General features: G+C 62.2%; 19 protein-coding genes. 5 read left to right on the forward strand and 14 right to left on the reverse strand.

Annotation, left to right across the window (positions count from 1 at the left end; translation table 11 throughout):
* Window positions 1-564 precede the first annotated feature (564 nt).
* Window positions 565-1029 (reverse strand): LysR family transcriptional regulator, encoded by a 465-nt coding sequence (locus DW029_RS03695; protein ID WP_118345323.1) that lies wholly within the window; start codon window positions 1027-1029, stop codon window positions 565-567.
* 363 nt (window positions 1030-1392) lie between these two features.
* Here DW029_RS03695 and DW029_RS11655 point away from each other — a divergent pair, with 363 nt between their 5' ends.
* Window positions 1393-1569, forward strand: coding sequence for a hypothetical protein (locus DW029_RS11655; RefSeq protein ID WP_233541706.1), 177 nt, complete (start codon window positions 1393-1395; stop codon window positions 1567-1569).
* A 250-nt stretch (window positions 1570-1819) separates the two neighbouring features.
* On the forward strand, window positions 1820-3967 hold the full coding sequence (locus tag DW029_RS03705; RefSeq protein ID WP_118345324.1) for a Tex family protein: 2148 nt from the start codon (window positions 1820-1822) through the stop codon (window positions 3965-3967).
* Window positions 3968-4851: 884 nt separating this feature from the next.
* Here the strand turns inward: DW029_RS03705 and DW029_RS03710 are convergent.
* The 10 genes from DW029_RS03710 to DW029_RS03755 form a co-directional block, all read right to left on the reverse strand.
* Window positions 4852-5556 (reverse strand): transaldolase, encoded by a 705-nt coding sequence (locus tag DW029_RS03710; protein WP_199582509.1) that lies wholly within the window; start codon window positions 5554-5556, stop codon window positions 4852-4854.
* A 112-nt stretch (window positions 5557-5668) separates the two neighbouring features.
* A complete protein-coding gene (locus DW029_RS03715; protein WP_233543797.1) occupies window positions 5669-6070 on the reverse strand; it encodes an HAD family hydrolase in 402 nt (133 codons plus the stop codon).
* Window positions 6071-6189: 119 nt separating this feature from the next.
* On the reverse strand, window positions 6190-7269 hold the full coding sequence (locus tag DW029_RS03720; protein WP_118345327.1) for an alpha/beta hydrolase: 1080 nt from the start codon (window positions 7267-7269) through the stop codon (window positions 6190-6192).
* Between the two features lie 2 nt (window positions 7270-7271).
* The gene (locus tag DW029_RS03725) at window positions 7272-8216 is read right to left on the reverse strand and encodes an aldo/keto reductase (protein ID WP_118345328.1); all 945 of its coding nucleotides are present in this window, start codon (window positions 8214-8216) and stop codon (window positions 7272-7274) included.
* 97 nt (window positions 8217-8313) lie between these two features.
* Window positions 8314-9150 carry a PTS system mannose/fructose/sorbose family transporter subunit IID gene (locus DW029_RS03730; RefSeq protein ID WP_055251948.1) on the reverse strand — a complete coding sequence of 279 codons (837 nt, stop codon included), beginning with the start codon at window positions 9148-9150 and terminating at the stop codon, window positions 8314-8316.
* Complete coding sequence (locus DW029_RS03735; RefSeq protein WP_089573151.1) at window positions 9147-9959, reverse strand: PTS sugar transporter subunit IIC; 813 nt, start codon at window positions 9957-9959, stop codon at window positions 9147-9149. The genes DW029_RS03730 and DW029_RS03735 overlap by 4 nt, the downstream gene beginning before the upstream one ends.
* A gap of 46 nt (window positions 9960-10005) precedes the next feature.
* Window positions 10006-10509 carry a PTS sugar transporter subunit IIB gene (locus tag DW029_RS03740; RefSeq protein WP_055251944.1) on the reverse strand — a complete coding sequence of 168 codons (504 nt, stop codon included), beginning with the start codon at window positions 10507-10509 and terminating at the stop codon, window positions 10006-10008.
* 29 nt (window positions 10510-10538) lie between these two features.
* Window positions 10539-10967 (reverse strand): PTS sugar transporter subunit IIA, encoded by a 429-nt coding sequence (locus DW029_RS03745; protein WP_055251942.1) that lies wholly within the window; start codon window positions 10965-10967, stop codon window positions 10539-10541.
* Between the two features lie 10 nt (window positions 10968-10977).
* Window positions 10978-11832, reverse strand: coding sequence for a class II fructose-bisphosphate aldolase (locus DW029_RS03750; protein WP_118345329.1), 855 nt, complete (start codon window positions 11830-11832; stop codon window positions 10978-10980).
* A 114-nt stretch (window positions 11833-11946) separates the two neighbouring features.
* Window positions 11947-13149, reverse strand: a complete 1203-nt coding sequence (locus DW029_RS03755) for an MFS transporter (protein WP_158572609.1) — start codon at window positions 13147-13149, stop codon at window positions 11947-11949.
* A 299-nt stretch (window positions 13150-13448) separates the two neighbouring features.
* Here DW029_RS03755 and DW029_RS03760 point away from each other — a divergent pair, with 299 nt between their 5' ends.
* Together DW029_RS03760 and DW029_RS03765 are read left to right on the forward strand one after the other, a co-directional pair.
* Window positions 13449-14312 carry a MurR/RpiR family transcriptional regulator gene (locus DW029_RS03760; RefSeq protein WP_118227296.1) on the forward strand — a complete coding sequence of 288 codons (864 nt, stop codon included), beginning with the start codon at window positions 13449-13451 and terminating at the stop codon, window positions 14310-14312.
* Window positions 14313-14361: 49 nt separating this feature from the next.
* Entirely contained in the window at window positions 14362-15189 is an 828-nt protein-coding gene (locus tag DW029_RS03765; protein ID WP_118345331.1) for an HAD hydrolase family protein, read from the forward strand.
* Window positions 15190-15241: 52 nt separating this feature from the next.
* On the opposite strand, the gene DW029_RS11245 is transcribed toward DW029_RS03765, so the two are convergent.
* On the reverse strand, window positions 15242-15391 hold the full coding sequence (locus tag DW029_RS11245) for a hypothetical protein (RefSeq protein ID WP_158568719.1): 150 nt from the start codon (window positions 15389-15391) through the stop codon (window positions 15242-15244).
* 251 nt (window positions 15392-15642) lie between these two features.
* On the opposite strand from DW029_RS11245, the gene rlmKL reads away from it, so the two are divergent.
* Window positions 15643-18201 (forward strand): bifunctional 23S rRNA (guanine(2069)-N(7))-methyltransferase RlmK/23S rRNA (guanine(2445)-N(2))-methyltransferase RlmL, encoded by a 2559-nt coding sequence (gene rlmKL, locus DW029_RS03770; protein WP_118345332.1) that lies wholly within the window; start codon window positions 15643-15645, stop codon window positions 18199-18201.
* A gap of 92 nt (window positions 18202-18293) precedes the next feature.
* Here the strand turns inward: rlmKL and DW029_RS03775 are convergent, their stop codons facing one another.
* Together DW029_RS03775 and DW029_RS03780 are read right to left on the reverse strand one after the other, a co-directional pair.
* On the reverse strand, window positions 18294-19007 hold the full coding sequence (locus tag DW029_RS03775; RefSeq protein WP_199407131.1) for a response regulator: 714 nt from the start codon (window positions 19005-19007) through the stop codon (window positions 18294-18296).
* A 4-nt stretch (window positions 19008-19011) separates the two neighbouring features.
* Window positions 19012-20637, reverse strand: a complete 1626-nt coding sequence (locus tag DW029_RS03780; protein WP_118345333.1) for an ATP-binding protein — start codon at window positions 20635-20637, stop codon at window positions 19012-19014.
* Window positions 20638-20659: the final 22 nt, after the last annotated feature.

The following is a 20659-nucleotide window of genomic DNA, read 5'->3' on the forward strand; positions in this document are numbered from 1 at the left end:
CGGGTGGTTTCTGATGCGGCGCGCTGCGCGCCCCGCACAGGCTAAAGCCTTTAGTAAGTGAGGCCCTGGCCGGTTGGCCAGGGCCTCGTTTTTTAAACTGCACAAGGGCGGATTCGGCTGGTGGATTATCGGCCCAAAAATCGCTCTGGATCCTCGAGGATCTTGGGGAGCGACTCGACCGCATAGAGGGGCAAGTCGATGATTGCGCCATCCCGAGATGGTTTACCCGCCGAGAAACGAATGGCCAAATCATAATCAAATCGTTTAATACTCGCCGCTAAGCTTTTCGCCTTAAGGTTGGTCCCCGACTTCACCTCGACGGGAACCGCACGCCCACTATGGGTTTTGGCAATTATCATAGGGATACGGCAACAAGACATGCCAGTTTTCATAGGCTAAACAACCATAGATATGGCGGCTTTCATAGGGAAAGCAAGCTTTTTATGGCTATTTTCTTACGTTTTTTCCGGGACGGGGATTTAATCATCATTGTGTACCGAATGATTATTCAATCCCCGTCCCGGAAAAATCATCCTCAAGTAGCTAAAAAAGCCCCGTCCCAAATTAGCTATTGAGGAGTTGGGCCATGGCGTTGACGAATTGTTGGACTTGGAGGGTGGGCTCGAGCGGGTAGTGCAAGAAGACCGGCACCTCGCGGCCGCACAGGAACGGCACGCCCACAAAAGCCGGGTGCACGTCCGTCCACATCGACAGCGTCTGGCGCCCCGGGCACATCATCGACACGCCCAGGCGCACGGCGCCGCCATCGCCCGCCGCGCGTCGGGCGCGACGCAACGCATCCTCAGACTGGCGCATGATCGAGCGTGCGCCGTCCACCAGCAGAGCACCCGCCGGCGTCACTTTGACGCCCGAATGTGAGCGCTCGAACAACGTGATGCCAAACTCGGCCTCGAATCCCGACACCTGCTTGACGAGCGCCGGGGTCGACACGCGCAGTTTTGCCGCGGCGCGCGAGAAGCTTCCCAGCTCCGCGGCGGCCGTTATGGCCTCGAGTCGTCGATCGTACACGTCAGTCCCCCGTTTCCAGACGTATGGTCATGCGCCGCCGAAGGGGGTTGTTTTGGCGGGTCACACACTCAATTAAGAACAAATCGTCTTGCAAGCTATAAACCACAGGTTTACGCCATTCTAACAAATATGCAATTCACCTGCGCAAATTCAAAGCATACGATAACCAGCGAAAACCACGTGGGTCGATTAATGGGAGCGGCCCACAGGGAGGTTCAAGAAGGGAAGTTCCTATGAGCAACTGGCTTAAGCTCGATCGACGCCGACGCTTACTTCATCGGCGGCACTAAGGGCGCCCTGTCGCTGCCCCACCTGCACCAGTTCTCCTACGACGGTGCCTCCAACTGGCACAAGCCGCTGCAGATGGAGATTCCAGCCGTGGACCCGGCACTGCCGCACAAGATGCAGCTCAAGCACTTTGTGAAGGTTGTCCGCCGCGAGGTCGAGCCCGTCGTGACGCCGGCCGACAACGTCAAGACGCTCACGCTTCTCAACGCCATCAAGGAGGCCGCCGAGACCGGCCAGCTCGTCGCGCTGTAATGCCTTAAGAGCGGGCCGCGGCAAACTCCCCGCCGAGTGCCTCGGCCCGCCACCAACAAGCCCCTCTTCTTTGCCCCGCGAGCAGCCTCCTGCCCGCGGGGTATTTTGCTACGTTGCCGACGTTTTTTTCTGGGGCGGGGGGGCTATTTCGCACCTCGGCTTGGTTCGTTCGCCCCAAAACAGTCTTTTGGGACAGGTGGTATCCTTGGTAGCCCTGTGTCGCAAACGCACCTTAAACGCAAGGAGTCCCATGGATCTTATCGCCCAGCTCGCCCGCGAGCTCAACCTTAAGGCCGCCAACGTCGAGGCGGCCGTCAAGCTCATCGACGATGGCAACACCATCCCCTTTATCTCGCGCTACCGCAAGGAAGCCACGGGTGGCATGGACGACGTCGCCCTGCGCGCACTCGACGAGCGCCTGTCCTACCTGCGCAATCTTGAACAGCGCAAAGAGGACGTCATCCTGCTCATCGATGCCCAGGGCAAACTCACGCCCGAGCTTGAGCAGCAGATTCGCGAGGCCACGCAGCTCCAGCGTGTCGAGGACCTCTACAAGCCCTACCGCAAAAAGCGCATGACCCGCGCGCAGAAGGCCCGCGAGGCCGGCCTGGAGCCGCTCGCCAACATGATCATCATGCAGGCCTCGGCCAAGGGCAGCGCGCTCGACGCCGCCGCGGCCTACGTCAACGAGGAGGCCGGCTTCGACACGCCCGAGAAGGCGCTCGCCGGCGCGGCGGACATCGTGGCCGAGACGGTGGCCGAGGACCCCGAGAACGTTGCCGACCTGCGCGCCTTTACGCAAAACACCGCCGACATCGTCGTCGAGGCAACCGACCCCGCCGAGAAGACCCCCTACGAGCCCTACTACAGCTATGACGAGCCGCTGCGCCGTATACCCAATCACCGCGTGCTGGCTATCGACCGCGGTGAGCGCGAGGGCAAGCTCCGCGTGCGCGTGAATGTCGACGGCGCTGCCGCCACGGAACGTCTCGGCAGCCGTTGGCCCCGACGCCAGGGCGTCTTTGCGCCTGTCTTTGACGCCGCCATCGCTGACGGTTACAAGCGCCTCATGGCCCCTTCGCTTGAGCGCGAGGCCCGCGCCGAGCTCACCGTCCGTGCGCAGACCGAGGCCATCAATGTCTTTGCCAAGAATCTCGAGGGCTTGCTCTCGGCGCGCCCCGTGCGTGGCGCCCGCGTGCTCGCGCTCGACCCGGGCTACCGCACCGGCTGCAAAGTCGCCGTCATGGACGAGACCGGCAAGCTGCTCGACCACGGCGTGGTCTACCCCACCAAGCCGCGCCACGACGTCGCCGGCACCAAGCGCGAGCTCGCCCGCCTCGTCAAGAAAGACGGCGTCAACACCATCGTCATCGGCAACGGCACCGCCAGCCGCGAGACCGAGGAAGTCGTCTCGGAGTTCATTGCCGAGCAGGCGCCCGGGCTGCGATACACCATCGTCAACGAGGCTGGCGCATCGGTGTACTCCGCCTCCGAACTCGCGAGCCAAGAATATCCCGACCTGGACGTCACCGTGCGTGGCGCCATGAGCCTGGGCCGCCGCCTGCAAGACCCGCTGGCAGAGCTCGTCAAGATTCCGCCCCAGTCCATCGGCGTGGGCCAGTACCAGCACGACCTTGACCAGGCCGAGCTTTCGCGCACCCTGGGCCACGTGGTGGAAGACGTCGTCAACCGCGTGGGCGTCGACGTAAACACCGCAAGCGCGAGCCTGCTGGGCTACGTATCGGGCATCACGCCGAGCGTGGCCAAGAACATCGTGGCCTACCGCGAGGAAAACGGCGCCTTTACCGATCGTCGCCAGCTTAAGAAGGTTCCCAAGTTAGGACCCAAGGCATATCTCAACGCCGCGGGCTTCCTGCGCATCAGCGGCGGTATAAACCCGCTCGATGCGACAAGCGTCCACCCCGAGAGCTACGAGGTGGCCACGGCCGTCCTGGAGCGCGCCGGCGTTAAAGCAAGCGAGCTCAGCCGCGGCGGCGTGCCCGACATCGAGCGCCGTCTGGGCAGCATCTCGGCGCTGGCAAGCGACCTGGACTGCGGTACCCTGACGCTCATCGACATTGTCAACGAGCTCAAGAAGCCCGGCCGCGACCCGCGCGACGACGCGCCCGAGGTGGTCTTTAGCCGCTCGGCACTTTCCATCGACGACTTGGAGCCCGGCATGGAACTCAAGGGCACGGTGCGCAACGTCGTGGACTTTGGCGCCTTCGTCGACGTGGGCGTGCACCAGGACGGCCTCGTGCACATCTCCAAGCTTGCCAACCGCTTCGTCAAGCACCCGAGCGACGTGGTGCGCGTCGGCGACACGGTCAAGGTGTGGGTCGAGAAGGTCGATCGCGACCGCAAGAAGATCTCGCTCACCATGGTGCGGGGCAAATAGGCCGCTGCAGACGCTCGGCGGGTCCCATTCCGCCGAGCGTCTCTCCTTCTAAAGCGATTTGGCGATATCCCGAAGTGCGAGACGCCGTTTCCGCTAATCCTCACCTGCAATTTTTGAGATATTCGGCCTCGCTGGGCCGCGATAACACTTCTTCAAAGTGCAAGCTCAACAAATAGGCATCAGATATTCCACAAACGTTCCATATCTGCACCCGCAGAGGTGCGGTACGGGACGTTTTTCAGCCATATTGGCAATCTTGACGGCACTCTGAGGCCGAATATCTCGATTTCTGTTGGTGGGACACTTATGGGCACGAGCCGCAAAGACCTCGTATGCCCGGTAGAGCTGTTCAACCACGTCAAGTATGAGATCTTACATGCGCGGAACAAAGGATAATCGAAGGGCCTTGGGCGACTTGCGCGTCGCCCCGAACACATAGCCGGCAGGGTCCTTTGCCTTGGCGATGACTGCCAACTCGGGGCCGGATCGTTTTCGATACTTGATAGATATGAATTAGAAGATCATTAGATTACAGGTTGATCCATGATGCGGGACCGCGTTGTCCACGCGATGCCGTCGGAGCCCACGCCGCCGTCCGAGGTGACGCCGGACGCGTAACACGAATCGTCATCCGGCGAACGAAGCCGCCAGTGGCACGCGGCGTTGCCATCCGAGCCCAGCCCCATTACTGCCCGAGACAGTTGGCGGGGTAGCGCTGTCGACCCCCATCGGAATAAAGGTAGCGATTCAGCTCAGGACCTACCGACGGGTTCGTGTCGGCAGCCCCGGCCTTTCCTTTGCCTAGCGCGACCCTCGCGAAGCGCGTGAGCGATAGGGAAAGGAAAGGCCGGGGCGAACAACCCGCGGCGCAGTCAGTGTTCGCGTTACGGCAGGATATGGAAGCCCAAAGCGGCGATATCCTTGGCAAAGCCGCGCACGGTATCGAGCGAAACCTCGTACGGGTCACGGCCGATGTTCTTGCGCTTGGCCAGGATGCTGTTGGGCACCGTGATGATCTGACAGCCACAGGCCTGCGCCTGGTAAATGTTGATAAGCTCGCGCGTGGACGCCCACAGAACCTCGCAGTTGGGCTTGGCGGCGGCCTTCTTGACCGACTCTGTCATAAACGGAATGGGATCGACACCCGTGTCGGCGATACGGCCGGCAAAGAGCGAGATGATAGACGGCGTCTCGGCGTCGACAGCGTCGACCATCTCGTCGACCTGCGCGGGCGTAAAGATGGTGGTGACGTTGACCTTGATGCCGTCGGCGGAAAGCTTGCGCACCAGCTCGGCGGCGGACTCGCCCTTGGTGGTCACGCACGGAATCTTGACGTAGACGTTCTCGGCCCAGGTAGCGATCTCGCGGGCCTCGACCTCCATGGTCTCGACGTCGTCGGCAAAGACCTCAAACGAGACGGACACATCGGTGATGTGGGCCAGGACCTCCTTGGCAAACGCGCGGTAATCCGTCACGCCGCCCTTCTTCATAAGGGACGGGTTGGTCGTGAAACCCTGAACGTTGCCGTTCTCGTACATGTCGAGCATGCCCTCGAGGTTTGCACCGTCAGCGAACACCTTGATTGCCATCTGCCTGATTCCTTTCGTTTGCACAAGGCCGGTAAACTGCTAAACACTTTACCTACGTTTATCAAGGCGTGAACTGCGGTTTTTTATCTTCTCGGCGAACGGTATAAACGCTTTAGCGTTTTTGAGCACGCCCTCCAGCGGCAAAACGATTTTGCACGGCGGACCGATTTGAGCCGCCCGCCGCGGGTGAACGGTAATTGGGCGGTTCCCGCCAGATCAACCCAAAGTGGCGCATGGCGGTGACGGTGCCGTCGCGTGCGACGTCGTCGGTTACGTAGTCGGCGACCGCCTTGACCTCGGGCATGGCGTTGCCCATGGCGACAGCCGTCTCGACGGCGGCGAGCATGCCCGGGTCGTTGCCCGAATCGCCAAAGCCAAAGGTGCGCGCATTTCCCTCGCGGCCCAGATACTCCAGCGCTCGCGCCACGCCCACGCCCTTGTCGATGCCCTTGGGGCTCAGTTCGCGGTTTGCTTGCTGGGCTCGCTTGGAAGATCGGCGATAAACGCGTCTCACAGTCAATCCGGCACCGCCGAAGCGAACCCCACATGCGCCCGCCAACGCAAAGGTCCGGCGGGACGCACCTAGCATCCCGCCGGACCGTCACTCGTCCAGGAGGCCGCCGCGACGAGCCCCTAGATCTTCGCAAGCTCCTCGGAGATGACGCGGCAGACGTCCTCGGCCTGAGGCATCACGCCGTACATCTCGAAGAAGCCGTGGTCGCAGCCGCGATAGCGAATCGCGGTGGCGTCAACGCCCGCATCCTGCAGCCTCTTCGCGAATAGCTCGTCCTGATAGCGCAGGTAGTCATACTCGGAAGAGATGATGACCGTGCGGGGGAACGCGCTCACGTCCTCCGCGAACAGGGCAGATACCCTCGGGTCGAGCATCTCCTCCGCATTGCCGTTGGTATACATCACTGGCAGGTCGTCGTTGGCGTTGCGGATGCGATCCACCCTGCTCAGAGCCTCGGCCCTCTGGTCGTTCACGATCTCATAGAGGTCATAGGACCATTCCTCCGGAACAGGGCCGCCGTCGACGAGCGGATACAGCTCGGCCACGAGCTTGATCCTGTCCGCATGGGACCCGTCGAGGACGACGGCGTTGGTCAGGCTTCCGCCCGCGGAGTCGCCAGCCACGGCGACCCGCGTCGCGTCGACACCCAGCTCATCCGCATGCTCGACAAGCCAGTCGAGCGTCTTCACGCAGTCCTCGACACCACCGGGGAACATCGTCTCGGGAGACAGGCGGTACTCCGGGTAGATCGCGACACAGCCCGTTCGCTCCGCGATGTCGCGCAGGCAGTTCTCGTACTGGCCGATGTTGCCCACCATAAAGCCGCCGCCATGGATGAACACGAGCGCGGCAGAACCGCTCTCGTGGCCCTCGGGCGTGAAGACGTGCAGGGGAATGCCCCTGTCGCCAAAGTTCATGACGATGGTCTTCTTGGCAACGCCCGCGCCCCTCACGACGTGGGTCTCCTTGTTGGGCGCGGAGCGCCACGCGATCACGTCCACCGGCCCCGCCGGCGCCGGACCGGCAGCGAGCTTCGCGTGGGCGCGCGCATAGACGCGCGGATCGAGCACGTGCTCGCGGTCGTCACCCGGCACGGGTTTCAGCATCAGCCTCAGGCCGTTAGGCTCGACAACCTCCCTCGCGCCGCTCTCAAGCACCTCAAGCTCGGAAGTGGGGTACTTCCTATCCTCGGCGCTCATGGCTAGCCGATCTTCAGCTCGTCGAGCTTGGCGTCGAGCTTGGCCATCTCGTCGGCGGAAAGCTCCCACTCGAACGTCTCGCAGTTCTGAATCGCGTGGGCGTCCGTGCGCACGCCCACGAGAGCGGTGCCCACGTACTCCTTCTGGGTGCTCCAGTTCACGGCAACCTGCGCCACGGGTTTGTCGTGGGCCTCGGCGATCTCGTCCATGACCTTGAGCAGCTCCTGGACGCGCGAGAACTTGGGCTCCCGGAAGTAGTCGTAGAAGCCACCGCGGACGTCGCCTTCCTCGAACTTCGTCAGCTCGCGGAACTTACCGGACAGGATGCCCGCACCGAGGGAGCCATAGGTGAAGGAGTCAATGCCACGCTCGTAGCCCCACTTGATGAGGTCCTCGGAGGAGCGGTCGACCATGGAGTAGGGCGGCTGCTGGACGTCGACCTGAGCGACCTTCTCGCACTCCTCGATCATCTCGGGCGTGAAGTTGGAGACGCCGATGTGGCGAATCTTGCCCTGCTCCTTGAGGAGCTGGAGGGCGCACATCGTCTCGGAGAACGGGGTCTTGGCGTCGGGCCAGTGCACGAAGTAGAAGTCGATGTAGTCGGTGCGGAGGTTGCGCAGCGAGCTCTCGACCTCCCTCATGATATTCTTGAACGAGGAGTCGCGGTCATAGCCGGCGGCGCTGGTAATCAGGCCAACCTTGGTCGAGAGCAGGTAGCTCTCTCGGTCGATGCCCCTGAGCGCGTTGCCGACGACCTTCTCGGATGTGCCGTTACCATAGCACGGCGCGGTGTCGATGAGGTTGACTCCGTGATCGAGCATGGTGCGGATGGCGGACATGCTGGCGGCGTCATCGTTCTCACCAAAGGAGTCGCCGCCGATCGCCCAGGTGCCCACGGCAAGCTGGGAGACGTCGACGTCGGAATTCTTGAGGTGCGTGTAGCGCATGTTCTCTCCTTCTAATGGGGCGGCACGCGTCGAATGTCCTCGATCGCGTGCCGCCGGGAATTGCCTTAAACAAGCTTCGAATGATCCGAAAGCCGCCCTATACGATGCCCACGAGGCCGAGGACGAGCGCCAGAATCATGATGCCAACCAAGATGATGTTGACGTTCACGTTCTTCTTGCGCAGGAGCCAGAGGACGACGAGCGTAAGTCCCAGGGGCACGATGCCCTTGAAGATCGAGTCGAGGTAGGTCTGGATCATGACGGGGTCAGAGTCCTGAACCGGAATGGACAGGATCGTGTTGAATTGGACGTTCGCCGCAGTCATGGCGCCGATCATCACGAGGCCAACCGTGGAGGTCGCCTTGGTGATGAGCTTCATGAGACCACCCTCGTACATCTCGGAGATGAAGTTGGTGCCCATGCTGAAGCCGAGGTAGGTCATGAAGTATCGGCAGAGGATCGACGGGATGTTGTAGATCAGCAGGAACATGATCGCGCCGAGGGGCGAGCCGCTCATGGCGAGGTTGATGCCAATGCCGGCGGCGATGACACGCAGGACGCCCCAGAAGATTGCGTCACCGATGCCGGACATCGGGCCCATCAGGGAAACCTTGATGCCGTCGATGGACTCGGTGTCGAAGTCTTCGTGCTGCGAGTTCTCCCTCTCCATGGAGGCGACGAGGCCCATGGCGAACGTGCCGACGTTCTGGGTAATGTTGTACCAAGTCGTGTGACGCTTCATGGCTTCGGCACGGGCCTCGGGGTCATCGGCGTAGTAGCGGTTAAGCGCGGGCTGGACGGAGTACAGCCAGCCGTCGGCGCCAGCCTTGACGGAACCGCCGGCGCAGGAGGCGAACACGGAGAAAGAGCGCAGGAAAATGCTGTTGAGCATCTTCTTGTCTTCAGGGCTCACATTCTTGGTCAGGTTGCTCATGCGAAGAAATCCTCCTCGTCGCTGGTTACAGAGTCGTTGGAAACGGCCTGGGTGGCCAAGCCCTTCTTGGTGAGATCGAAAATCTCCTTGTCGCGGAGGGCGGAGGCAACCGCGATGATGACGCCGAGAACCGCGATGGCGATCATCGGGAGGCCGAGGTACTGGTAGAGCGTGAAGCCCAGGAAGAAGTAGATGCTGAGCTCGGTGCTCCACAGCATCTGGAGCAGGAGCGCCATACCAACGGCGGGCAGGAGAGCGCCCACGGCGTTGAGGCCGCTCATGACATTGGCCGGAATCTGGTTGACGATAGCGGCAACGGGCTCAGCGCCAAGGTAAACGCCGAGGAAGGCGATGAGGCCAAAGGCGGCGTACTTAACGAACCAGAGAACGAAGTGCTGAAGCGCGAGGCCCTTCTCGTTGCCCTCGGCGGCCATCTTGTCAAAGGTGGCGGCGAAGAACGCGAGGAACACGTTGTTCATGAAGATCGAGAGGAACGCGGTGACGACGCCAACGGGAACGGCCAGCGTGATGGCGGCGCCTTGGTCGATGCCGGCGCCAACGGTGAAGGCGACGGCGAGGGCGGTCGCGGTAACGGGCTCGGCGGAGATGGCGCCACCGATGTTAACCGCGCCCATGAAGATTGCCTCGAGAGAGGCACCGATGATGACACCGGTCTTGACGTCGCCCATCAGAAGGCCCGCAACGAGGCCGACCACGAGAGGACGCTCGATCATACACTGACCGAGAACCCAGTTGCCGCCGTAGCAAATCAGCACGGTCAACCAGGCCATTACTGCTAACCCAATCATTTGACTTCCTTTCTCTCATTTCATTTGACCGCCTGGCCAAATCCCCTTATTTCTCCGCCGCCTCGATCAGACTCTTGAGAGGAGTCTTGGGATTGGACGGGATAAGCTGATGGAAAACCGGAATACCCTGCTCGCAAAGCTCCTTCGCGGCCTCGAGCTCATCCGGGTTGAGCATGATCGTGGAGTTGAGGGCGACCTTGCTATCCGGATCGGACTTGTCGAAGCGGCCGACATTGGCAACGTTCACGCCCTCGATCTTGCCCGGTGCGCCTTTAACGAGCTCAAGCACGTCACGCACGCAGTTGGTGAGCGCGAAGATGCGCATGGAGTCCGCACGCGGATCGTTCGCGATGCGGCAAGCATCCGGAACATCCTTGACGAGGAGCTTCTGGCCCGCCGGCGTACCCATGGAAAGCGTCATGCGAAGGGCATCGCTCTCCACGGCGTGCTTGTTGGCGACGATGATCCTGGTGGTGTTGAGCTCCTTGGTCCACACCAGGGCGACCTGCCCGTGAATCAGACGGTCATCGACTCGAACCTGAACAATCATTGTTTCCTCTCCTTACTTATTAGTGCTCTCTAATCGAAGAAGTCTCCGTCGGACCCCTCGTTGTCCGCGGCCTTGCTCGGAGGCTCGACGACCTGCATCGTCGCCCTCGCCAGCTCGACGCTCTGCTTGATCGAATCTGCCGTGACCGGCTCAGCGCCGAGGAGCGCCTCGATCACGAGGCCGAGGTTCATACCGGTAACATGGACGATCCCGCGCTTCTCCGGCTCCATGAGGACGACCTTCTGGAAGACGGAGCCACCGTAGATGTCGGTGAAGATGATGGCCTCGTCCTCAGGGCCCACCGAGTCAATAAACGCCTGGATGCGAGGGGTGAAATCGGAGTCGTCCACGTAGCAGTCAACTGCTTCCACCATGTCCGCCATACCGGTCAGGATCTCGATCGAGCTCCTGATTCCGCTTGCGAGGTGACCGTGCGACGCGACAAGAACTTTCTTCATCGAGTCTCTCCTAGAGCGAATAGTGGTTGGGGTTCAGAAGCTGGATCTTGCTTGCGACGAACGCGCGCATGTCGGGGGCGGCGTCCATCAGGAGGCCAACGCCGTTGCCGTCGTTCTTGCCGGAGCTGATGTCCTTCTCGAAGGCGCGGTACATGGAGCGGAAGTACTCCGTGGCGATGTTGAACTTGCTCATGCCGAGGTTCACGGCCTCCTGGAGCTGCTCGTCGGGGATGTCGGAGCATCCGTGCATGACGAGGGGGACGCTGACGGCCTCCCTGCAGGCCTTGATGCGCTCCATGTCGAGGTTCGGGACCTTGACGTAGGGGCCGTGGGCGTTGCCGACGGCGATGGCGAGCGAACCACAGCCGGTGCCCTCGACGAACTCCTCGGCGAGGTTCGGGTCGGTATAGTGGTCGCTGTTCACGAAGTCGTTGGCGTCGGAGCCGTTGCCGACGTGGCCGAGCTCGGCCTCGATGTCAACGTCGAAGATCTTGGCGACCTGGACGACGTCCTTCGTGAGCTGGAAGTTCTCCTCATAGGGAAGCGAGGAGCCGTCGACCATGACGGATGGGAAGCCGGCCTTGACGCCCTTGACGGCGATCTCGTAACCAGCGGAGTGATCCTGGTGGACGGCGACGGGCACGCTCGAGCGCTCGGCGTAATAGCGGGCGGCGAAGGCGATGATGTCGAGGGCGCAGTGGTCCTCGAAGCCGGGCCAGTACTGGATGATGATGGGCATGTGCTCATCCTCGGCGGCCTGGATCGCATAACGGATGGTCTCCGTATTGATGACGTTAATCGCGGGCACGCCATAGTGGTGCTCGGTCGCATGTTGAAGAAGCTCGTTGACCTTGATGAGTGACATCTTTGTCTTCCTTTCACCTGAATAATCATTGGATCGGACAGTTCTCAGCTCGTCAGCTGGTTGAACACGAAGCGAAGCGCGAGGCGGGCAGGCGCTTGCGAGGCGCGGTGGAGCCTATGCGGCCGCCTGGCCCTCAGGCTGCGGCGCCGCGCTTCGACGCCATAGCACATACGCCACAAGAGCAGCGACTGCAGCAATCGTTGAAGCGAGGGCGAAGGCCAGGAAACCCGCGTGCGTGCCGAGCGCGTCGCACGCCCAACCGCCAAACAGGTTCGCAACCACGACGGACAGACCGCTCTGGACCATCGCGAAGGCGCTCTGACCTCGAGCGCGACAATCCTCGTAAGTGTGGTTGGCAATGTAGGTAACGCAGGAGTAGTAGACGGTCATGTAACTTACGCTCTGCAGCAGCTGGCCGCAGATCATGACCGGGACGATGCCGGTGCCCACAAGCACGAGCCTGAGCGCCGCCATGAAGCAGGAAAAGATCAGGAGGTTCATCTCGCCGAAGCGCCTGACCAGCTTGGAGGAAACGAGCAGGATGGGGATCTCGCTCGCAGCGGAGACCGCACTCAGGACGCCCACGAGGTTCTGACCCTCGCCAAGCTCGACCGCGTAGCGGCCCAAGAACGCCCCGATGAAGCCAATCGCGGCCGAACTGATGAAGGCGAAGACCAAGACGAAGGCGATCTCATTGCTGGTGAACAGCGAGAGGAGGCCCTTTCCGTGGGAGACCTTGGGATCGTCCGCGGCATTGGCGCGAATTCCCGCCTCGGGGAGGCGCCACATGTGAGCCGCGAAGACCACCAGCGCGGCGGAGACCACCGTGAACTGGATTTGAGGAGCCATGTCGAGCAGCCGACCGACGATCAGGACGACGATGGCATAGCCGATAGTGCCACCCATGCGAATGCGAGAAAAGTCCAAGCCAGAGCGATCCGCGAGCTCGATGACGAGGGAGTCGCTCAGGGGCAGGAGCCCCGAGAAAAACGCCGAGAACGCAAAGGTTACGAGAAGGACCGGGACGAACGTCGACGCCAGGTAATACAGCGGAGCGAGTACCGCCGCCGCAAGGCAGAGGATCACGATGACCGCGCGGCGGCGCCCGAGCTTGTCGGCAATCGTCGACCAGAGCGGCTGGATGGCGAGCGCACACACCGGGGTCGCCGCGAGGAGGATGCCGGTCTGGGCTGCGTTGAGGCCGAGGCTCGTGTAGTGAGCGGAGAGGAACGGCGAGTACACGCCCGCGCAGACCCAGTAGAGGACGTTCGCGAAGAACAGCGAAGTCATGTTTGCGTTTGTCCTGGCGTTGTGCATCGTGCTTCTCCCTTCTTGCTCGCCGGGTGCCTGTCTGGGCTTCGAAGTGATTCGCCATCTAGCGTGAAACGAAGTTGCGAGGCGTGGAACAATGTTCTGTTGTTTCATCGTTTTCGTGCTGTTGTTTCACGGCTCATAAGATAGCCGCTCAAGATGAGATTGCGCCGGGGAAGCACCGATTTACCGTGAACGGTAGGAAATCAGCGGTGAAACGCTATTTCACCGCTTATGAAACATTTTGCTTTATTTTCACCTCTCTTGACCTAAGATACAAAGCAAACTAGGGCCAAGGAGTAACCATGGATAAGACAGGAGATGTGCTCAGCCACATCTGCGCGGTCATGAGCAGCCTATCCCCCTCGGAGAAGGCAATCGCAACGTATGTGCTCGACCACCCGTCGGACGTCGCAACGATGACCGTCCGCGAACTCGCCGCAGAAACCGGTACGTCACCGGCGTCTGTTTCGAGGTTCGCAAGGACGCTTGACTACCGAACCTATTCGGACATGCGTCTGGCGCTTGGCATATCCATCAGCAGGGCCTCCGGCGAGGAAAAGGCCACGGGCGGCAAGGTTACTCTGGACGACATCGAGGGCTCCATTAAGTACGTCCTGTCTCACAAGGTCAAGGAGCTCTCCCAAACCGCCTCGCTCATTGACTCCGATGACTTTTCGACAGTCGTCAATCTGCTCCACAACGCCAACCTCGTCCTGATTGCGGGCGTCGGCAACTCGATTAGCATGGGCGTAAACGCGGCGTTCAAGCTCTCACAGGTTGGAGTCAGGGCGTTTTGCCCCAGTACCACCGATGCCATGGTCTCCGCCGCAACCAGCCTCAAGGAGAATGACATCCTGCTCGTCATTTCGACGTCCGGATACTCGAAGCGCCTCGTCAACATATTCGACTCTGCCGAGGATTCGAACACCCCCATCATCATGATCACAGACAACCCAGATACGCCGCTCGCGAAGCGTGCCACGTATATCATCCGAGCCATCTCGCGAGATCAGGCCATCACCGGAACCGAGGTCGCCTTCTCGCACAGCTCGATCAACTTCGTCATCGAGCTGCTGTTCCTCTTCCTGACCTCTTGCTGGGATGACCCGGTAGAGTTTAACAGGATCATCTCGAAGAATCTCTTGGGAGACAGGCAATACAGCTAGGACGACGCACACCGGCGCACCGACGCCCAGACCGAAACGGGAGGACCCCTTGATAAAGCTCATCCTCGCAGACATGGACGGGACCCTGCTGCCGTTTGGCTCAAGGGTCGTATCGGAGCGCACGCACAGCGCGATTCTTTCGGCACTTGATGCGGGCATCGCGTTCGGCCCCGCAAGCGGCCGCGACTACGCCGACCTGGCCGATGCCTTTGACGGCGACACGCGCTGTTTCTCGACCGGCATCATGGCCAACGGAAAGAAGGTCTTCTCCAGCGGCGAACTCGTGTTCAAAAAGACGCTCTCGACGGAGGCCCTCGTCAAGCTCGATAGCGCCGTACGCCCCTACGCGGGGACGTCACTCTGGCTAGTCGCCGATGTCGATGAGACAGGCAAACGCTGCGAGCAGTTCCTCTGCGCCGTCGAGCCTGGCGACGAATTCGCCCTGGAAATCGTTAAGGACTCCGGAAGAGACATGGCGCTCGGAGACGTGCCCACGAACCGTGACGTCATCACCGCCGGCATCTTCGTCAACGTCAGCTCCGCCCCGACGGAAGTCGTTCGGAGTCGATGCAAGGAAGCCTGCCCAGAGCTTGATTTCCCCTCGCCCGTCCCATTCTTCCTCGATGTTGTTCCGGCTGGCTGGAGCAAGGTAAACGGACTCGACGCGCTTCTCGGCAGCCTTGGGGTCACGCTGGACGAGGTCGCTTTTATCGGAGACTCGGAAAACGACGTGACGCTCCTCGAAAAGGTGCCGAACTCCTACGCAGTCGCGGGCGCGATGCCAGAGGCGAAGGCCGCGGCCCATCACCTGATCGGGGACGCAGCCGAGGACTCCGTCGCGAAGCTCATCGAACAGATTGTCCAGCAGCGAGGCTAGGGTTCCGTCAGCGTGGCATGCGCCGCGTGCCTCGTCATCCATTCGTGGCGCGCTACCTCGTGACGATCCAGAGCGTGGCCATCGTCGCGACGCCGATGCCTACGATGAGCGCGGCCCACAGGACGCGGACCACGAGGTTCATGTCGCCCGCCACCACCATGTCGTTCGCGTGCCAGAACCAGCTCTCGTTTGCCTTGCGCATGATGCCCTCCCTTAGCCTCGATTACGCCATCTATGGCCGAGCAATCGCAGGTCGCGTGCCATGGATTTGCCCTACGCCCAGCTTTCAGTTCTGTAAGGCGGCGGGAGCCTGTGCGAGGCCCCGAGTCCTGAGGCTGTTGCAATGAAAATGGGAATCAAGGAGCACGCATCAATCATATGGGTTCCTTTCGAGGATAAGGGCAAACGAAGCTTCCATCATATAATGGAGCGACACAACCAGAGAGGTCACCCATGGAATTTTACGCAAGCTGCCCCGAGGGCTTTGAGTCCGCACTCGCCGATGAGCTTAAACGCCTCGGACTTTCGCATGTTCGCCGGCTGAAGGGCCGCGCTGCATTTGAGGGCGAGCTCGAAGAAGGCTACCGCGCCTGTCTGTGGTCGCGCCTGGCGAGCCGCGTGTTCGTGGTGCTCGGGCGCTTTGAGGCGCAGAATGCCGATGAACTGTACGATAGCGTTTACGACATCGCCTGGGAGAGCATCGTCCGCCCCGGCGCCACCATCGCCATTACCGCCCGCGGCGTGACCGAGCAGCTGCGCAACACGCGCTTCTCGGCCCTGCGCGCCAAAGACGCGCTGTGCGACCGCCTGGCCGAAACCACGGGCCGTCGCGCCGATGTCGACGCCGCCGATCCCGACGTTCACCTACTGCTTTCGCTGCGTCAGCGCCGCGCGAGCATAAGCCTAGACCTTTCGGGCGACCCGCTGTTCAAGCGCCTGCCGCCCGCCGCGACTCGTGCCGGCGAGGGCACGCACGTGCTGCGCCCCGACTACGCCGCCCTGGTGCTGGCGCAGGTCGACTGGACCGCACTGTGCGAGCGCAAGCTGACGGCCGACGACTACGAAAACGAGGCCCTGCCCACGCTGATCGACGCCTCGTGCGCCGGCGGCGGCCTGCTGCTTGAGGCCGTGAACATTCTTACCGACCGCGCTCCGGGTGCCGCACGCGAGCGCTGGGGCTTTGAGGGCTGGCAGCTGCACGACGCCGCCCTATGGGAGCAGCTGCTTGCCGAGGCGCGCGAGCGCGAGACGGCGACACGCGAGCGCCAGGCGCGCATCGTTGCCGTGGATGTTGACCCCGCCGCGCGCAAGACCGCCGAGCGCATGGTCAAGTGTGCCGGCTACAAGCGCTTTGTCGACTTTTGCGCCGCCAAGCCCGCCACCGTGCTGGACCATGCGGACGCTGTCGCCGGCGCCGCCGTGGTCGCAGACACCACCGAGACCCCGCTTTCGCTCATGCACGACGCCATGACGCTGGTCGGCGAGCTGCACCGCGCGCCCGAGCTTACCGCCGCACCGGTCGCCGCGCTCACCCGCGACGGACTTATGGCCCGCGCGCTCCATGCCGAGCCCGCGCGCTCCATCGCCGTCATGCCCAACAACGAAGAGGCGACTATTGAGGTTTGGCTCTCGCTCGACCACGCCGCCGCAGCATTTGAAGCTGCGACTAGCGCGGATGCCGAGGAGCAGACCGCGGACGCCCAAGACGAAGCCGCCGACACCCCCATGCCCGAACCTGCCGCCACGCTCGATTTGGGCGACGGCAAGCCGCTGCCCGTGCTCATTCCCGAGTCCGAGCAGTTCGCCAACCGTCTGCGCAAGAACGCCCGCCTGCGCCGCAAGTGGGCAAAGCGTGAGGGCGTGAGCTGCTACCGCGTCTACGATGCCGACCTGCCCGACTACTCCGCCGCCATCGACCTGTACGAGGGCTGCTCGCAGACGCCGGGCCGCTGGCTCGTCATCGCCGAGTACGCCGCACCCAAGACCATCGATCCTGCGCTGGCCCAGGCCCGCATGCTCGATATCTTGGCCATCGCGCCGCTCATCTTGGATGTTCCAGCCGAGCACGTGCACGCCAAAGCCCGCATACGTTCGCGCGGCGGTTCGCAGTACGGTAAGCAGGGCGCCGGCAAGGGCGGCTCGGGCGAGCGCGCCAACATTGCGCGCCGTCGCCTGCCGCTCATCGAGGAAGGCGGCCTTACCTTTGCCGTCAACTTTGACGACTACCTGGACGTCGGCATCTTCCTGGATCATCGCGTCACGCGCAATCTGGTGCGCGAGCACGCCAAGCAGGCGCGCCGCTTCCTCAACCTGTTTGCCTACACCGGCACCGCCACCTGCTATGCAGCCGACGGCGGCGTCGAGGAAACCGTGACGGTCGACCTCTCCAACACCTACCTGGACTGGGCCGAGCGCAACATGCGCCAGAATGGCTTTGTGGGGCCGCAGCACCACTTTGTGCGCGACGACGTGCTCGCCTGGATTCGCGACCAGCGCCAGACGCGCAATCGCTGGGACCTGATCTTTGTCGATCCGCCCACGTTTTCGAACTCGTCCAAGATGGGCCACCGCACCTGGGATGTTCAGCGCGACCATGTTGAGCTTTTGGCCGGTGTATCGCGCCTGCTCGCGCAGGGCGGCCACGCCATCTTTAGCTGCAACCTGCGCGGCTTCCGCCCCGAGACGCGCAAGCTCGCGCGCGCGGGCGTCGTGCTGGAGGACATTACGGCGCAGACCATCCCCGAGGACTTCGCGCGCAACCAGAAGGTGCACCATTGCTATATCGTGCGCCGCCTGCCCATCGAGGATGCCATGGCCGAAGTCGGCTTTAGTACCGAGGAGATTGCCGAGCGAACCGAGGAGCTGCGCAACCCCGAAGCCCGCAAGCCCCGTACAGCAGTGCCCGCGCACGCGCAGGCCGGCGACCGAGGGCCGCGCGGTGACGGCAAGCCCACCTGTGCAGGTAAGCCCAAAAAGAAGAAGTTCTACGCCAGCAAGCCCAAGGGCAAATAACAAAATTGCGGTGGAATAGTTCCTAAAAATGCCTGGTAAAGGCCCAAATAGGATCTATTTCACCGCAACTCATAGAGGGGCCGCGCTCTGCCCTACTCCTGGGTGACCAATCGGTAACCGATACCCACATGCGTTTGGATATAGCGCGGATGGGCGGGGTCGGACTCGATCTTCTTGCGCAGCGTGCCCATAAAGACGCGTAGGCTCGCCAGGTCGCTCTTAGTCGCCGTACCCCAAATCTCGTTCAGGATAAATTGGTGCGTCAGCACCTTGTCGGCATTGTGTGCCAGCAGGCAGAGCAACTTGTACTCGATCGGCGTCAGATGCAGCTCCTCGCCATCCATCGTGGCGATGCCGGCATCAAAATCGATATGCAACTCGCCGGTATCGAACGAGCCCTCGGAAGCAACACCGCCCGCCTGCGCATACGAAAGGCGCCTGAGCGTCGTGCGAATGCGCGCGAGCAGCTCCTCGACCGAAAACGGCTTAGTCAGGTAGTCGTCGGCGCCGGCATCGAGCGCGCGGATCTTGTCCACGTCCTCGCTGCGTGCCGAAACCACGATAATCGGCATGCCCGACCACGCGCGCACCGACTCCACCACCTTGACGCCGTCCATATCGGGCAGGCCCAGATCGAGCAGCACAATGCTCGGCGCCTGCGACGAGGCGGCGGCGATGGCGGCGTGAGCGGTCTCCACGGCCATATGGCGCAAGCCGTGCGCCTCGAGCGCGGCGACGATAAGGTTGCGGACGGCGGGATCGTCCTCAACGACCAAGATGAGCGGTTTCACGGCAGAGTTCGGCACAGCGCTACTCCTTATCAAACGAAATATCGGCGGCGGGAAGCTCAATCGTAAAGACAGAGCCGTGCGAGGCCGCCGCGGCAACCTCTATGCTACCGCCATGTGCCAGCGCAATGGAGCGACAGAGCGAAAGCCCCAAGCCCACGCTGCGGCAACTGTCGGCTAGGCCATGGTTGGCGGTGTAGAACGACTCAAAGATTCGCTCGCGGTCCTCGGGCGCAATGCCCGGGCCATCATCAGCAACCGAGCACGCCACGCATCCATCATGGACGCCAATCGAGATTACGACATGCGAGCCCGCAGGCGTATAGGCGATGGCGTTGTTCACCAGATTGACCACCAGCTGCACCATCAGGCGCGCGTCGACGTTGACGAGCGCCGGCTCATCGCACGCCACTACCTTAAGGTCGTGCTCGCGCACGGCCGGATTTACGTGACGCAGCGCCTCCTCGACGATATCGTCCATGAGCTCGAGCGTGGTCGACAGGTGCATGCCGCCGCCCTCGAGCTTGGTGATGGCGAGCAGATTCTCGACGGTAGCGTTGAGCCACAGCGCATCCGAGCGAATGGATAGGAGCATGCCGCGGCGTGTCTGGTCGTCGAGCACGGCCGTGCCGGTCGAGCCCTGGTCGAGCAACACGTCGGCATTACCCGAAATACTGGTGAGCGGCGTACGCAGATCGTGCGAAATGGAACGCAGCAAATTGGCACGCAGCTGCTCGTTTTTAGCGAGTACCGCCGCCTCCTCGCGGGCCTCCATGGCGCGGGCGCGATCGAGCGCAAGCTCGCCTTCGCTCACAATGGCATCGGCAAGCGTCCGCTCCTCGGGCGTCAGCGCATCGGGCTCGGCGACAATGGCGAGCACCCCCACCACCGAGGCGGGATCGCCCGCGCGCACCATGGTGTCACCCGAGCGCACGGTCAGGTATATGCCGTAGAACGCCGAGCCACCATAGGTGGCATCGAGCGGCGTTCCCACATAAGCGGATGCCGAGAGCCGCGGCGGCATCTGGGGCGCCAACTGGTGCACCGGCGCGGCATCGCCCACGGCCGTGTACGTCGCGCGCGGCAGCAGGTCATCGTCGTCGGCATCGGCGCTATACCACACGACCGGACAGTCCGAAAGACGCGCCAGCTGCGTTGCCATAGCGTGCACAATCTGTTGCTGATCGGCGCAGCGCTGCAGCATACGGTTGGTCTCGAGCACCATCTGCGTGCGACGGTCGCTGGCGGCAGCCTGCGCCAAGGCGCGGCGCAGGGCCAGCGCGATCGAGCTCGACACGAGCGAGACCGCAAACATAATGAAGAACATGCCGGGATAGACGCGGTCGATAAACGACAGCGAGCAGCGCAGGTCGACAAACAAGAAGTTGTAGAGCGCCACGGCGGCAGCCGAGCTCAGCAAGCAATACAGGCGACTCCAGGTAAAGAATGCGCACAGCTGCACGGCGAACACATAGACGATCATGATGCTCGGCGCGAGACCCGGATGGTCGAGCAGCGCGCCCACAATCGTCGCCGCGACCAGCAGCCCCGCCGATACGCAGGCGTCATACAGAGGGCTGCGACGCGTCAGCGTTGTACGCCGCCACCAAAAGTTCTCGGCAATATCGCCGTCCGCATGGACGTCCATCAGCGCCCCGCCCCTCTCTCAA

The organism is Collinsella sp. AF38-3AC (assembly GCF_003474365.1).
In the GTDB taxonomy this organism is placed as follows: domain Bacteria; phylum Actinomycetota; class Coriobacteriia; order Coriobacteriales; family Coriobacteriaceae; genus Collinsella.